This window comes from Lentzea sp. NBRC 105346, from assembly GCF_030269605.1.
GTDB lineage: Bacteria > Actinomycetota > Actinomycetes > Mycobacteriales > Pseudonocardiaceae > Lentzea.
The window spans coordinates 108,518-122,482 of sequence record NZ_BSTQ01000018.1 but is presented as its reverse complement, the minus strand read 5'-3'; the positions used below and the strand labels follow the sequence as shown (position 1 = coordinate 122,482).

Annotated in this window: 11 protein-coding genes and 1 tRNA gene; 8 read left to right on the top strand and 4 right to left on the bottom strand. The window is 68.5% G+C overall.

Annotation, left to right across the window (positions count from 1 at the left end):
• Positions 1-123 precede the first annotated feature (123 nt).
• The 3 genes from QSK35_RS32835 to QSK35_RS32825 all read left to right on the top strand — a co-directional run bounded on the left by QSK35_RS32835 (position 124) and on the right by QSK35_RS32825 (position 1,580).
• Positions 124-199 (top strand) — tRNA-Arg (locus tag QSK35_RS32835).
• 87 nt (positions 200-286) lie between these two features.
• Positions 287-595: a hypothetical protein gene (locus QSK35_RS32830; RefSeq protein ID WP_285751535.1), complete on the top strand. Its 309-nt coding sequence runs from the start codon at positions 287-289 to the stop codon at positions 593-595.
• 190 nt (positions 596-785) lie between these two features.
• Entirely contained in the window at positions 786-1,580 is a 795-nt protein-coding gene (locus tag QSK35_RS32825) for a hypothetical protein (RefSeq protein ID WP_285751534.1), read from the top strand.
• Between the two features lie 62 nt (positions 1,581-1,642).
• Here QSK35_RS32825 and QSK35_RS32820 read toward each other — a convergent pair whose 3' ends face one another.
• Positions 1,643-2,704: a glycosyltransferase gene (locus QSK35_RS32820; protein ID WP_285751533.1), complete on the bottom strand. Its 1,062-nt coding sequence runs from the start codon at positions 2,702-2,704 to the stop codon at positions 1,643-1,645.
• A gap of 144 nt (positions 2,705-2,848) precedes the next feature.
• Between QSK35_RS32820 and QSK35_RS32815 the strand changes: the two genes are divergently transcribed.
• Entirely contained in the window at positions 2,849-3,370 is a 522-nt protein-coding gene (locus QSK35_RS32815; protein ID WP_285751532.1) for a dihydrofolate reductase family protein, read from the top strand.
• Between the two features lie 126 nt (positions 3,371-3,496).
• Complete coding sequence (locus QSK35_RS32810; RefSeq protein WP_285751531.1) at positions 3,497-5,740, top strand: SdrD B-like domain-containing protein; 2,244 nt, start codon at positions 3,497-3,499, stop codon at positions 5,738-5,740.
• A 26-nt stretch (positions 5,741-5,766) separates the two neighbouring features.
• Here QSK35_RS32810 and QSK35_RS32805 read toward each other — a convergent pair whose 3' ends face one another.
• The 3 genes from QSK35_RS32805 to QSK35_RS32795 are packed head-to-tail and all read right to left on the bottom strand — an operon-like array spanning position 5,767 to position 7,889.
• Positions 5,767-6,267 (bottom strand): GNAT family N-acetyltransferase, encoded by a 501-nt coding sequence (locus QSK35_RS32805; RefSeq protein WP_285751530.1) that lies wholly within the window; start codon positions 6,265-6,267, stop codon positions 5,767-5,769.
• A gap of 45 nt (positions 6,268-6,312) precedes the next feature.
• Positions 6,313-7,119 (bottom strand): S1 family peptidase, encoded by an 807-nt coding sequence (locus QSK35_RS32800; RefSeq protein WP_285751529.1) that lies wholly within the window; start codon positions 7,117-7,119, stop codon positions 6,313-6,315.
• Complete coding sequence (locus tag QSK35_RS32795) at positions 7,116-7,889, bottom strand: zinc-dependent metalloprotease family protein (RefSeq protein ID WP_285751528.1); 774 nt, start codon at positions 7,887-7,889, stop codon at positions 7,116-7,118. The genes QSK35_RS32800 and QSK35_RS32795 overlap by 4 nt, the downstream gene beginning before the upstream one ends.
• A 134-nt stretch (positions 7,890-8,023) precedes the next feature.
• On the opposite strand from QSK35_RS32795, the gene QSK35_RS32790 reads away from it, so the two are divergent.
• The 3 genes from QSK35_RS32790 (at position 8,024) to QSK35_RS32780 (ending at position 13,965) form a co-directional block, all read left to right on the top strand.
• Positions 8,024-8,989: a nucleoside hydrolase gene (locus QSK35_RS32790; protein ID WP_285751527.1), complete on the top strand. Its 966-nt coding sequence runs from the start codon at positions 8,024-8,026 to the stop codon at positions 8,987-8,989.
• 46 nt (positions 8,990-9,035) lie between these two features.
• Complete coding sequence (locus tag QSK35_RS32785; protein ID WP_285751526.1) at positions 9,036-9,953, top strand: LCP family protein; 918 nt, start codon at positions 9,036-9,038, stop codon at positions 9,951-9,953.
• Positions 9,954-10,194: 241 nt separating this feature from the next.
• Positions 10,195-13,965, top strand: a complete 3,771-nt coding sequence (locus QSK35_RS32780) for an NACHT and WD repeat domain-containing protein (protein WP_285751525.1) — start codon at positions 10,195-10,197, stop codon at positions 13,963-13,965.

Genomic DNA, 13,965 nt, shown 5'->3' with positions numbered 1-13,965 from the left:
TGCGGGAAGGTGGGCCGTCTCACTTCCCTCCAACGGCGGCAGCGCGTCTCGATCGTTCTCACGGACGGTGAGCGGACCCGCTCGGGTCCCGGCGCTGGCAGGCCCGCTAGACTGGGCCGGTCCGCCCTAGTAGCTCAGGGGATAGAGCATCGGTTTCCTAAACCGTGTGTCGCAGGTTCGAATCCTGCCTGGGGCACCACCTTTCGCCGGGTGAATTTACAGCCGCTGACCTGCGCAAACAGGTCAGCGGCTGTAGTTTTCAGGCGTGGTTGTGGAGGGGGATCCGGTGACCCCGGAGCTGAGCGACCTTGCTCAGACCTGGGAGCGCTTCGTTCTTGGACTTCGACGTCGTGACGGCCTCGACGCAGACGCCTTGAACGCACTCAAGGAGGCGCTCGGTGCGTGCGCGGCGGCATGGGCGGGCCGAGACTCGATCCCACGGCTCGGCGCGAACATCCTCGTCGACATCGTGCCTGCGACCGACTCGAACTCGCACCTATACGAGGGCGAAGTTCAGCAGCAGATCATCGAAGTCATGTACGAGCTTCAGGATCTCGTCTGGGACTGCGTCGCAATCCACGAACCCTTCAAATGAGACGCCGGCCGGGCCAATTCATCGGCGATTGATCTTCACCGAACCGACGGCGGAGGTCGGCGCACCCCATGTATCGCTCCAGGCGTCGCAAGTGTTTCTCCAAGACCACAAAAGTATTGTGCTGTCCGCCACTACGCGACAAGATGGCGACACTTTGCATGGCTGATTAGACAGATGGGGGCAGCCAGTAATGCGTTTCAAGCATGCAGTCAAGGCCGTTCTGGGCCTCGCGGCGACGCTTGCCGTCGCGACCGCGGTGCCCGCGAGTGCGGAGGGCACCGACTTCGCCAAGCCGATCAACGGTGTCAAGCGCGAGCAGGGCTTCCAGGCGCAGACGACCGACGGGAACTCGTTCCTCGAGGTCAACGGCGCGGGCAACCTGGTCTACTGGACGCGGTCCGGCGGGAGCTTCTCGGGCGAGGTTCGTGGCTGGGGCTGGGGCGGCACGCGGATCGTGTCGTCGCTGAACTCGACGAGCTTTGTCGAGGTCAAGGGTGACGGCCGGCTCTCGAAGTGGTCGTGGAACGGTGGCGGGTACGTCGAGCAGGTCGTCGGCTGGGGCTGGGGCAACGCCCGGCTGCTGAGCGCCGTGTCCAGCAACCAGTTCATCGAGATCAACCAGCAGGGTGACCTCGCGCTCTGGACGTTCGACGCCAACAACGTCCTCAGCAAGAGCACCATCGGCTGGGGCTGGGGCGGCACTCGCGTCATCTCCGGGCTGGGCGGCACGCCGCTCGACTTCCTCGAGATCAAGGGTGACGGCCGGTTCTCCGAGTGGTACGACGAGGGTGGCCTGAAGGAGTTCCCGTTCAACGACACGAACTTCTCGCAGGTCCGACTGCTGGCGGGTACCGACATCAATCACTTCCTGTTGATCGACGCCGTCGAGGGCGGGCTGTACGAGTTCACCCTCAACACCTCCACCAACCAGTGGGAACCGGCTCAGCGCGGCTGGGGCTGGGGCGGCACGCGGCTGATCGGCTGATCTGAAGAATTGTTCTACTGATCCATAGAAAAAGAGCCTCGGCCAACGCCGGGGCTCTTTTTCTATGTGAAAGCCGTGTCCGTGCTGGGGTGGGTGGCGATCCCGGCCGCGACCGCGCGCGCAGCCGTAGCGAACGACGGATCGGCCATCACCTCACGCAAGGCGGGGCCGATGTCCGAAGGGCCGACGGACAAGCCGGCGCCGAGAGCGGCGACCCGGCGCGCGTTCACGTACTGGTCCTCCGCGAACAGCGGCACGACGACCAGAGGTACGCCGGCCGCCAGAGCGCCCAGGGTCGAGCCGCCTCCGCCGTGGCACACGACCGCGGTGGCCCGCGACAGCACGGCGGTCTGGTCGACCCAGGTCGATACCCGCACGTTGGGAGGCGCAGACGAAACGTCGGCACCACCGGTGGTCAGCAACGCCGGGGCATCGACGGATCCCAAGGCAGCCAACGCCTTGTCAAAGGCCTCAGCGACATGCGGGAGGCCGCCGGCGACGCTGCCGAACGTCGCATAGACGAACGGAGAGGTGGCCGTGGAGCGCACCCACGCCGGGTCGCGGAACCGGACGGCGGAAGACGGGGTCTCCTCCAAAGAAGAGGGGAACAGCGTGTAGTACGGCGTCTCCGGCAGACCGGCCGGCAGCCCGTACGACAGGCGCAGCAGGTCCACGTTGGACGATGCCATGGAGAGCATCTGGTCCTCGACGACGGTCAGGCCCGAGTTGACCCGGATGCACGGCACTCCATGTACTTCCGCGGCGACCAGTGAGCCGTACTCGGCCGACTCGCGGATCACCAGATCCGGGCGCCACGACGCGATGGCCTCCAGCAGCCTGGGCACGGCCGCGGCGGCGTCCAGGCGCGCGAAGATCTCCGCTACGACCGTGCGGTTGGCCTCCTCGTGCGACATCTCGGGCAGGCTGCCGAACACGGCGGCCATCGCCTCCGGTGGTGGAGCGCCGAACGGCCAGAAAGCAGCCCCACTAGAGGAAACGGAAGACTCGAAGGAGGCCGGGGCGGCGACCATCGCCTCGTGACCGGCTGCAAGGCACGAGCGGACGAACGGCACCAGCGGGCCGAAGTGGCCGGCTCCCGCGGTGGTCGAGAACAGGACCCGCACGTCAGGAACGGTAACCGACCACCAACGCACCTCGCTTGGTCACGGTCAACGGCACTGAAGCGGCCACCCAGGAAGACTGTGCCGCAGGTCACAGATGAGTTCGCAACGCTGTTCCGGTCTACCTCGGCAAACCCAGGAGGAGACATGATCACTCACTTCGTGCACCAGTCCGTCGACGGCTTCATCGAGGGACCGAACGGCGAGTTCGACTGGCCCCTGATGGGCCCGGAGATGTCCGCCTACTCGCACCAGCTCACCGAGAGCGCCGACGTGTTCCTCTACGGGCGCAAGGTCTGGGACATGATGTCGTGGTTCTGGCCCAAGGCCGAGGAGATGTCCCAGGACCCGCACGACCTGCGCTTCGCCCCGATCTGGCGGAAGTACCCGAAGCTCGTCGTCTCCCGGACGCTCACGGAGGCCGGCTGGAACGCCGAGATCGTCAAGAGCCCGGAGGACCTGCCGAGGGACAAGAACCTTCTGCTGTTCGGCGGTTCCGAGCTGGCGGCCGCGCTCACCGAGCGGGACATGATCGACGAGTACCAGGTGTTCGTGCATCCGGTCGTGCTGGGCGGCGGCCGGCCGACGTTCCCGAACCCGGTCAAGTTCGACCTCGTCGAGACCAGGACGCTCGACGGTCAGGTCGTGCTGTTGAAGTACCGGCGGTAGCACTATTCGGATTCCCGTTGGCCCGGCGGGGTGATCGGGTAACGGCCCCGAACGAGGGGCTCGATATGGCCTGCACCAGGTCAACCAGCGGACGGCGGCCGCTCCCGAGCCCTAAGGGGGCGCAGGGTGAAAATCGCACGACTACTCACCATCGCGGCAGCCGCCGCCATACCGATCCTGGGTCTCGCCACGCCCGCGCAGGCTGTCGGCCCGTGCTGGACGAACGGCGCTCAGATGATCAACTCGGACTGCGGGCGGAACACCTACATCCTGGACCCCGGCAAGGGATACCTGCTGAGCCGGGACGTCATCTGGCAACACCGGGACTACTACGGAGATCGCGGATTCAGCCCGAACTTCATCTGGTACGCGTACGAGACCGACCGCGTGTTCCACCCGAACAGCGACGAGCGGTGGTCCGGAATCTGTGTGGACGCGACCAAATGCGTTGTGGGCAGCGAAGTCTTCCACAACGTCGTCGACGCGTTCTCCGACGACGAGCGCGAGCTCGACATCCTGTTGCCGAGCCTGACGTTCGGGAACGGCTTCATCGCCCGCACGTGCGGGAACTACTCGCAACGCAAGGACAATCCCGTTCCGGTGATCAGCGGACACAAGTTCCACGACCGCGACCGCGACGGCGTGCGTGACCCCGACGAGCCGGGTCTCGCCGGCTGGACCATGACGCTGCACCGCGACCGCTCCGACGCCGGTCAAAGCCTGGGCGACGTGGCCACGACGACCACGGACGCCAACGGGTACTACGAGTTCCGGCTCGACGGACACCTTCCCGGCGACTACGCCGTCACCGAGGAGAACCGGACCGACTGGACCCGCACCACCGCGGAACGGCGTGCTGTCCATGTCGGCATCGGCATCGGCAACCCCGCCTTCGGCGGTAACGACTTCGGCAACGTGGAGACGAAGGCCGACGCGGTGAAGGTGTCGTTCGAGGTGCTCGACCCGCCCGTCGACATGACCGCCGACACGGAACACCCGTTGCGCGTGCGGGCGGTGCTAGAGAACCGCGGTCCGGCTCCCGTGATCGACGTGCAGGACACGATCACGGCGAGCGGCCCGGCGGACTGCACGTTCAGACCGGCGCAGCAGGCGGTGACGCGTCGGCTGGTGCTGGGACAGCCGATCGAGGTCGTCTTCGACGTCGGCGTCACCTGCCTCGACCCGAGCGATCATCCGATGCGGTTCGACAACGCGCTGACCGTGACCACGCCGGGTGTGACGGATCCCGACACGTCCAGCAACCAGCGAACGACGACCGTCAGCATCGCCGTGATCGACGAAGCGGATGTGCGGATCGACAGCACGAACACCGTTTGCGCACAACGGACCTACGTCCGGGATCACTTCGAATGCACGGTCACGACCGTGGTGTCCAACGCGGGCGACTACGGTCCGGCGAAGACCGACGTCACACTCGGCCTGACCGGTCCGCAGGACTGCGTGCTCACGCCGATCGGCAGCCCGAGACACGATGACGTCGTGATCGGCGAACCGACGACAGTCGTGAGCAAGTGGGACGTGGCGTGTGACAAGCGCAGCTTCCACGACTTCGCGGCCACCTCTGAGGTGACGCTGGACCACAAGCACGTAATTGATCCCAATGACGCCAACAACAAGGGCACGGCGGAGAAGTACACCGTCGAGGTGTTCGAACGCGTCGACCTGAAGATCGCCGACATCCGGATCACCTGCTCCGAGCGGCAGTACCAGATGCAGAACTTCAACTGCACCACGAAGGTGACGGTCGCGAACGCCGGTCCCGCCGACGCTGTCGCAACCATCACGACGATCGGGTTCACCGCGCCCGCCGACTGCACCTTCACGCCGGCGGGAACCCAGCAGGACGAACGGACCCTCAACGCGGGCACGAGTGCCACGTTCACCAAGGACTGGACCGTGTCCTGCAGCGAGGCCCGCAGGCACACGGTGAGCACATCGGCCACGATCAAGGCGAACGAACCGCACCCGGAGGACACCGACCGCGCCAACGACACGGCGTCGATCAGCTGGCAGCCGATCGATGTCAAGCCGCGCAGCTTCCCGAGCTCGATCAACCTCAAGAAGGAGGGCGCGGTTCCGGTCGCGATCCTGTCCACGGCCGAGTTCAACGCGTTGACTCAGGTCGATCGGCAGAGTCTCACCTTCGGTGTCATCGGCACCGAGGCGAGTCTCGTCCGCTGCGGCAGCGGCGAGGACGTCAATGATGACGGTCTCGTTGACCTCGTTTGCCAGTTCGACACCAAGAAGACCGGTCTGACGTGCGGTTCGACGACCGCGACCCTGATGGGCCGCACCGTCGACGGCCTGCGCTTCGAGGGGCAGGACGACGTCAAGATCACCGGCTGCTGAAGACGCCGGGTTCCCTCGTCACGCGACTAACGCTCCGCGACGAGGGAACCCGGTGCGGAAGCCCGGCGATAGCGGACCACCGGGACCTCTCGCCCACCGAACTCCAGGTTCTGGGTGCCGCCGTCGAACGCGAACCCGTGCCGCTCGTAGAACCGCCGCGCCCGCGGGTTGTCCGCGAGCGTCCACAACACGGTCATGCGCGAGTCAACGGCGGCGTCCAGCAGCTCGGCGGCCGCGCCGGAGCCCCAGTGCGACGGCAAGACGTAGATGGCGAACAGCTGGAGGCAGTCCTCGTCGGGGGAAGGACCGACCGCGATGAAACCGACGACCGATTCCTCCTCCACCGCAACGAAAACCGTGCCGACGCCCGCAGTCAGCCGCTCGCGCCACGCGACGGCACGCTCGCCAGAATCGAGCGCGTCGAGGTATTCGTCCGCGATCACACCGCGGTACGCCACCTGCCACGTGGTCACGTGGACGCGAGCGATCCCGTCCGCGTCCTCGACCGAAGCTCGTCGCACGCTCATGGGCACCTCCAGGACTCGAGTGTCCTGAAGGCGCCCACAAGAGCACTACCCAATTTGCGATGAGATCCACGAGCGGTAGGCCGTGGCGTCGGTGTAGATGTTCGGACCGTCGCCCTTGCCGTTGATCGCGTCCGCACCCTGCTGCACCGGGCCGGACGCCACACCGATGACCAGCCAGTCCGAGCCGCAGCGGATCAGCATCGGGCTGCCCGAGTCGTGCGGCCGCACGGTCTCACCGCGGGCCGTCGCCGCCTGGCAGAGCTCCTTGTCCGCGATGCTGCTGTCCCCAGGCTTCGTCGAGACGCAGCCCTCGCGCGGCAACGTGACGGTGTCCAGTTCACGCAGCCGCTCGGGGATCGGGGCGCACCCGTGCCCGCGCGGGTGCTGGCAGTTGTACCCCCAGCCCAGCAGCCGGACATCGGGACCACCCGGCGAGGAAGCGATCCGGGCTGGTTGGACGGAAACCGGATGCGCGAGCTTGAGCAACGCGATGTCGGTGCCGCGGATCTCCTGGCCGTCGGTCGGCTTCGGCTGGATCGGCAGACCGTGCACGCGGAACTCGGTCACGCCGACCAGCTCACCGCCGGAAGACCGGTCGAGGCTGCCGACGCGGACCGTCACGTCGGACGGCTGCGCCTGCCGGTAGGGCTCATCGGGTACGTAGATCAGGCAGTGCTTCGCGGTCATCACCCACTGCGGCGCGATCAAGGTGCCGCCACACCAATGACCCGTCTTGAACTGCACGGACGCCATGAACGGGTACGGCTGCGAAGCCTCCTGCCCGCCATAGATCGCCCACGCCTGTGCGGGGAAGGCAAGCAGCAACGCGAGGGCGAGCAGCGCGCGCCTCACCGGTACGCCGCCACGATCGGAGCGGACTCGTCGAGCATCGACACCTCGTCGGCCTCCTCGGGTGAGCCCTTCGGCTGACCGAGGCGTTCACCCTGGTACGTCAGCGAGGGATTGGAGAAATAGGGGATGTCCGGGCACTCGACGCCCGCGTCGCGGCACTTGTCCTCGTACGCCATGACCGTGCGCCACTTCATCGACGGCGCCACATAGCCGCGCGCCCACTCGTAGCCGGGGAACCGGCCGCCGCCGACGTACTTGTCGTGGTCCAGGCCGAGCAGGTGGCCGAGCTCGTGCGTGAAACCGAGCACCAGGTAGGGCCGGTCGTAGCCGACCAGCATCATCTTCCCCGCGCCGGGGCTGGTCTTCGCCACGGGCGCCGTCTGGGAGTTGGAGAACCCGCCGACGTCGGCGGCGAGCAGGTGCATGACGTCCGCCTTGTACTTGTCACGCAAGGCCGCGGCCGACTCGGGCTTGTGGAACAGGTAGTCGTACGCCGCGTCGGCCTCGGGCTTGCCGTCCAGGTTGTAGTCCGGCGCGGGCTCCAGGCCGACGACGCGGACGCGCACCTTCGCCTTGCTGTTGCGGAACGACTCGTTGGTGATGGCCTCGTTCTTGGCGGAGATCTCCCGCAACCGCGCCAGGCCACCGTAGGTCTCGACGGATTTCGGGGTGTACAGGACCAAGACGTCGACAACGGGCAGCGGCTTGGCGGACGCGGACGGCACGGCCGTCGCGAGCAGCGCCACCACTGCCAGCAGGATTCGGGTCATGCCCAGCAGGCTGCCGGGAACTTTTGAAGATCCTGTGTGGTTCGTGTCCGCGTTCTTCAACAGTCCGATCAGGACCTTTGGGACATGGCCAAATGACGCGACGGCACCGGTCGGCCGGAGGCAGACTGGGCGGCATGCGGATCATCGTGGACACGGACCCCGGCGTCGACGACGCCTTGGCGCTCTTCAACCTGGCCGCATCACCCGAGGCCGAGATCGTCGCGATCGGCACCGTGCACGGCAACGTGCCCGCCCCACAGGCCACGGCGAACACGCTGCGCCTGCTCGAACTGCTCGGCCTGACGCACATCCCCGTCGCGGGCGGCGCGCAACGGCCGCTCGCCCAGCCGCTCATGACCGCCGAGTCGGTGCACGGTGACGACGGCCTCGGCGGGTTCGCCGGCCCCGAGCCCGTCACGCGACCGACGAACGAGTCGGCCGCCGAACAGATCGTGCGGCTGGCCCGCGCGAACCCTGGTGAGCTGACGCTGCTCGCGCTCGGACCGCTGACGAACGTGGCACTCGCGCTCCAGCTGGAGCCGGAGCTGCCGAAACTGCTGGAGCGGATCGTCGTCATGGGTGGCGCGCTCAACGCGCCGGGCAACATCACCTCGTACGCCGAGGCGAACTTCTGGCACGACCCGGAGGCCGCCGACCACGTGCTCGGCGCGGGTTTCCCGGACCTCACGGTCGTCGGGCTCGACGTCACCATGGAGGCGCACGCCGACGACCGGTGGCTCGCCCGGCTCGCGGCGCTGAACAACCCGATCGCCGCGTACGCGACCAGCATCGTGGGCTTCTACGCGGCGTTCTACGAGAGCTTCCTGGGCAAGCCGGGGTTCGTGCCGCACGACTCGCTGGCCGTCGCGATCATGCTGGACCCGGACCTCGCGACGTACCGCGAGGAGCGGTTCGCGATCGAGCTGACCGGCCGGCACACGCGCGGCCAGCTGGTCGCCGACCTGCGGTACCTCGCGCCCGGATCGCCGTTCGACCGGGACATCGCGAAGGACCGCACGCCCGCGAAGTACGCGGTGACCGTGGACACCGAACGCTTCCTGGACTGGATGATCGACACGCTCACTGTTGCAGAACCATGACATCGCACGAACGTGTCCCGGACATCGCACCGGGACCGTCGGTGTCATGGCAACCGTCCACTTGAAACGCTGGCTTGGCGTCGCGGTCGTGGCAGGCGTCGTCTCGCTGGCGGGCGGCGTCGCTTACGGCTACTGGCGGCTCGACGGCAACCTGCAGACCGTCAACCTCGAGCACGAGATCGGGCCCGCCGAGGCGCGGCCGCCGAAGACTCCGGGCCAGACGCTCAACGTCCTGGTGCTCGGCAAGGACGACGGGCGGTCCGACACGGCGATGGTCGTCAACATCAACGCCGCCGGCGACCGCGCCAAGGTCATCAGCATCCCGCGCGACACCATGGTCGCGCGGCCGGCGTGCGGCACGAACCCGCCCGCCTCGAAGGTGATGTTCAACAGCGCGTTCACCACCGGTGGCGCGGCCTGCGCGGTGAAGACCGTGGAGGCGATGAGCGGGATCCGGATCGACCATTTCATCCAGATCGACTTCTCCGGTTTCGCCCGGCTCGTGGACGCGATCGGCGGCGTCGAGATCGAAATCGACGAACCGATTCACGACGAGAAGAGCGGGCTTTCGTTGGACGCGGGCAAGACCACGTTGAACGGACAGCAGGCGCTCGCATTCGTGCGCACGCGGTACAGCATCGGCGACGGCAGCGATTTGAACCGCATCAAGCAGCAGCACAAGTTCCTGCAGGCGTTGAGCGCGAAGCTCGCGAACGAGAACTGGCTTGGCGATCCGGTGAAGACGTTCGAGCTCGCCGACGACGCGACGAAGTCGATCGTCACGGACGAGGACCTGGGATCACTGGCGAAGCTCGCGGATCTCGCCGAGAAGCTGCACGGACTGAAGCCGGACGCGATCACCTATCAGACTCTGCCCACCGAGCCCTATGCGCCGGACCCCAACCGGGTCCAGCCGAAGGAGCCGGAAGCGGATCAACTGTGGGAGCTCGTCGGCGCGGCCTGACACCCCTCCAGGCACGGCGCCGACCTCGGGGCCGCGGCCGAGGAGACCCCCAGAGCTCCTCGGCCGCGGTAGCCGGCCCCCAGTCGGCGTGCCTCCCCCAACCCGGCACGTGCGGTCGAGCTTGTCAGACCTCATCGTTAGGCTGACCTCACCAAGGCATCGCCGGTGCACATGTCCGCAGGTCAGAGCGGTCATGCCGGTTTTCCGGTCCGGATCGGTGCCCCGACGAGGTGGAGGCCGGATGGGTCCGCGCGGAGTCTTCGCGGAGCGATTCGCGCTGCTCTACGCGGAGGCGGGCGACCCACCGCTGAAGAAGGTCACCGAGTCGGTGGCGCGCGCCCGCCGGACCGACGAGCAGGGCCGCCCGGTCCGCGTGCCCGCGCAACGGGTGAGCGACTGGCGCCGCGGCCGCAACGTCCCGGCCCGCTTCACCGCACTCTCGGCCGTCCTCGAGGTGCTGATCGGCGAGGCGCGCAAACGCCGGCCGCAGCCCGCGACGCCGGGACTCTACGAGTTGGACGCGTGGCGTTCGCTGTGGGAGGAAGCGCTGGCCAGCCCGGTCGGCGACGCCGAGGAGAACGCCGACGAGCACGGGGTCTGTCCTTATCGGGGATTGGCCGCGTTCCGGTTCGAGGACTCCAACTGGTTCTTCGGCCGGGAACGCAGCACGAAAGCGTTGCTCGAGCGGATCGAGCACAACGGAATCGTCATGCTCGTCGGCGCGTCCGGCGCCGGGAAATCGTCGTTGATGAAAGCCGGTGTGCTGCCCGCGTTGCGGCAGGACGCCATTGTGCTCACGCCGGGCACGGACCCGTTGAAGGAATTCATCCTCCAGGTTCCGGAGCTCGCGGAGACGTTCCTCAAAGCGCTCGACGCGGACACCTTCACGGAATTCGCCGCCGATGTGCGGGTGGCGGTCGGCGATCGGCTGGTGATCGTCGACCAGTTCGAGGAGGCGTTCACCCTCGGCACGGACGAGAACCGGCTGCAGGTGTTCATCCAGGCGCTGCACGCGGCGGCCGCGACGACGGCCGTGCTGCTCGGTGTCCGCGCGGACTTCTACGCCCGCTGCCTGGACTACCCGGAGCTGGCCGAGGCGTTGCAGGACCGGCAGATGGTGCTCGGCCCGATGACGACAGCGGAGCTGCGCGAGGCGGTGGGCAGCCCGGCCAAGGCAGCGGGGTTGCAGCTGGAGGCGGGACTGGCCGACCTGATGCTGCGCGACCTGGGCGTGCAGAACAACAGGCGCACGGACGCCTACGACGCGGGCGCGCTGCCGCTGTTGTCGCACGCCCTGCTCGCGACGTGGCAGCGCAGGCAGGCGGGCCGGTTGACGATCGCCGGCTACCGCGCGGCGGGCGGCATCCAGGGCGCGGTCGCCGCGACCGCGGAACGTGCGTGGGCGGACCTCGACGCGGCCGGTCAGCAGGCGGCGCGGTCATTGCTGCTGCGGCTGGTCCGGGTCGGCGACGACACCCAGGACACGCGCCGCCGGTCGACCCGGCGCAACCTGCTGGAAGGCGCCGGGAACACGGCCGCGACCGAGACCGCGCTGGAGGTGCTGACGCCGGCCCGGCTCGTCACGCTCGACGCGGGCACCGTCGAGATCACCCACGAGGCGCTGCTGCACGCGTGGCCGCGGCTGCGCGGGTGGATCGACGAGGACCGCGCGGGAAACCTGCTGCGGCAACGGGTTGAGGAGGACGCGGCGACCTGGGAGGCGCAGGACCGCGACTCGTCACTCCTCTACCGCGGCGCCCGGCTGGAGACCGCCGCGTCCGCGACGGACCTCACCGCGAGCGCGCGGGACTTCCTGGACGCCTCGGAACGGCAGCGGCGCCGGGCGAAGTGGTTCCGCCGCGCGGCCGTGTCGCTGGTGCTGGTGTTCGCGTTGATCGCGGTGTCCGCGGGCGTGGTCGTGTGGCAGCAACGCGACGACGCGGCGTTCTCGAAGGTGATCGCCGAGGCGAACCGCCTGGAGGACAACGACCTCTCGCTGGCCGCGCAGCTCGCCCTCGTCGCGCACCAGATGCGCCCGGACGAGCCGGCGTGGCGCGGGAACCTGCTCTCCACCGCGCTCGTCCCGCTGGCGACACCGCTGCGCGGGCACACGGGCGCGGTATACCTGACGTCGTTCAGCCCGGACGGAAAGACGCTCGCGACGGCGTCCTACGACAACTCCGCGCGCCTGTGGGACGTCAGCGACCGCGCGCACCCGAAACCGCTCGGCGGTCCCCTGACCGGCCACAAGAGCTGGGTCAGCTCGGCGGTGTGGAACAACGACGGCACGCTGCTCGCCACCGCGGGCGACGACCACACGGTGATCCTCTGGGACGTGCGCGACCGGGCGAACCCGAAACGCATCGGCGACCCGCTGTCCGGTGGCAACGGCACGATCTACCTGATCGAGTTCAGTCCGGACGGCAAGACGCTCGCCACCGCGAACGAGGACAAGTCGGTGCGGCTGTGGGACGTTTCCGATCCACGGCAGCCGCGGCCCACCGAGCCGATGCGCGGCCACACCGGTCAGGTGCGCTCGATCGCGTTCTCCCCCGACGGCAGGACGATCGCGTCGACCGGCGACGACATGACGCTGCGGATGTGGCGCGTCGCGGACCGGGCGTTGCTGAGCGAGACCCGCACCGGGCACCTCGACGGCCTGCACTCGGTGGCGTACAGCCCGGACGGCGCGATGCTCGCCACCGGCGGCGAGGACGGCGCCGTCCGCGTGTGGCGGGTCGCCGACCCCGCGCATCCCGAGCCGCTCGGCCTGCCGCTGACGAACGACACGGGCGGCATCTGGTCGGTGAAGTTCAGCCCGGACGGCACCGTCCTCGCGGCCGCGGGCAGCGACAGCGCCGTGAGGTTGTGGAACGTCACCGACCCCGAGCACGTCTCGCAGCTGGGCAAGCCGCTGACCGCGCTGGCGAACGGCCTGTTCGCGGTCGGCTTCAGCCCCGACGGCCGGTCCCTGGCCACGGGCAGCGAGGACAGCGTCGTGCGGCTGTGGGACCTGCCGAGCGGCCAGCTGCTCGGCCACCGCGGCGGCATCACCCGCCCGGCGTTCACCCCGGACGGCTCGATGATCGCGACCGGTTCGACGGACAAGACCATCCGGCTGTGGGACGTGGCCGCCACCGAACCGATCGGCGGCCCGATGACCGGCCACACCGGCGACGTGTGGTCGCTGGCGTTCCGGCCGGACGGCAAGGTCCTGGCGACCGGATCGGCGGACAAGACCGTGCGCCTGTGGAACGTGGCCACGCGCGCGTCGATCGGGTCGCCGATCACGCTGAAGACGCGCTACTCCGCGCCGGTGGCGTTCAACGGCGACGGAACACTGCTGGCGACCGGCTCGGACGACATGTCCGTGCAGCTGTGGAACGTCACCGCGCCGGCCACCCCGGTCCGCGTGGGTGAGCCGATCAAGGGCCACCGCGGGTACATCAACTGGGTGGAGTTCTCGGGCACCACGATGGTGACGGCGAGCGCGGACCAGACCGTCCGCCTGTGGGACGTCGCCGACCCGGTCCGCCCGGTGCTCCGCCACGAGCTGACCGGCCATCTCGGCCCGGTGAACCGCGCGGTGTTCAGCCCGGACGGCAAGACGCTCGCCACCGGGAGCGGCGACCACACGATCATCTTGTGGGACACCGCCTCCGGCTCACGTCTGCGCACCCTCACCGGCCACAACGAGGGTGTCGCCTCACTGTCGTTCAGCGGCGACGGCGCCCGGCTGGTCAGCGGCAGCGGCGACAGCACCGTCCGGATCTGGGACCTGGCGACCGGCGTGTCCACCCCGATCAGCGGCCCCGGCGCCGGCGACAACTCGGTCCTGAGCCCGCGCGCCGACCTCGTGGCGGGCGGCGGTGGCGACCACGTGCTGCGGCTGTGGTCCCTGGACGACAACGCCGCGGCCAAGCGCATCTGCGACACGACCGGCGGCGTCCTGACGGAGAAAACCTGGGGTGAACACTTGCCCCAATTGGACTACCGGCCACCGTGCGGATAG

Coding starts and splice junctions, on each gene's coding strand:
- QSK35_RS32825 (WP_285751534.1), top strand. CDS start 786: ATGCGTTTCAAGCATGCAGTCAAGGCCGTTCTGGGCCTCGCGGCGACG.
- QSK35_RS32815 (WP_285751532.1), top strand. CDS start 2,849: ATGATCACTCACTTCGTGCACCAGTCCGTCGACGGCTTCATCGAGGGA.
- QSK35_RS32805 (WP_285751530.1), bottom strand. CDS start 6,267: ATGAGCGTGCGACGAGCTTCGGTCGAGGACGCGGACGGGATCGCTCGC.
- QSK35_RS32795 (WP_285751528.1), bottom strand. CDS start 7,889: ATGACCCGAATCCTGCTGGCAGTGGTGGCGCTGCTCGCGACGGCCGTG.
- QSK35_RS32790 (WP_285751527.1), top strand. CDS start 8,024: ATGCGGATCATCGTGGACACGGACCCCGGCGTCGACGACGCCTTGGCG.
- QSK35_RS32785 (WP_285751526.1), top strand. CDS start 9,036: ATGGCAACCGTCCACTTGAAACGCTGGCTTGGCGTCGCGGTCGTGGCA.
- QSK35_RS32780 (WP_285751525.1), top strand. CDS start 10,195: ATGGGTCCGCGCGGAGTCTTCGCGGAGCGATTCGCGCTGCTCTACGCG.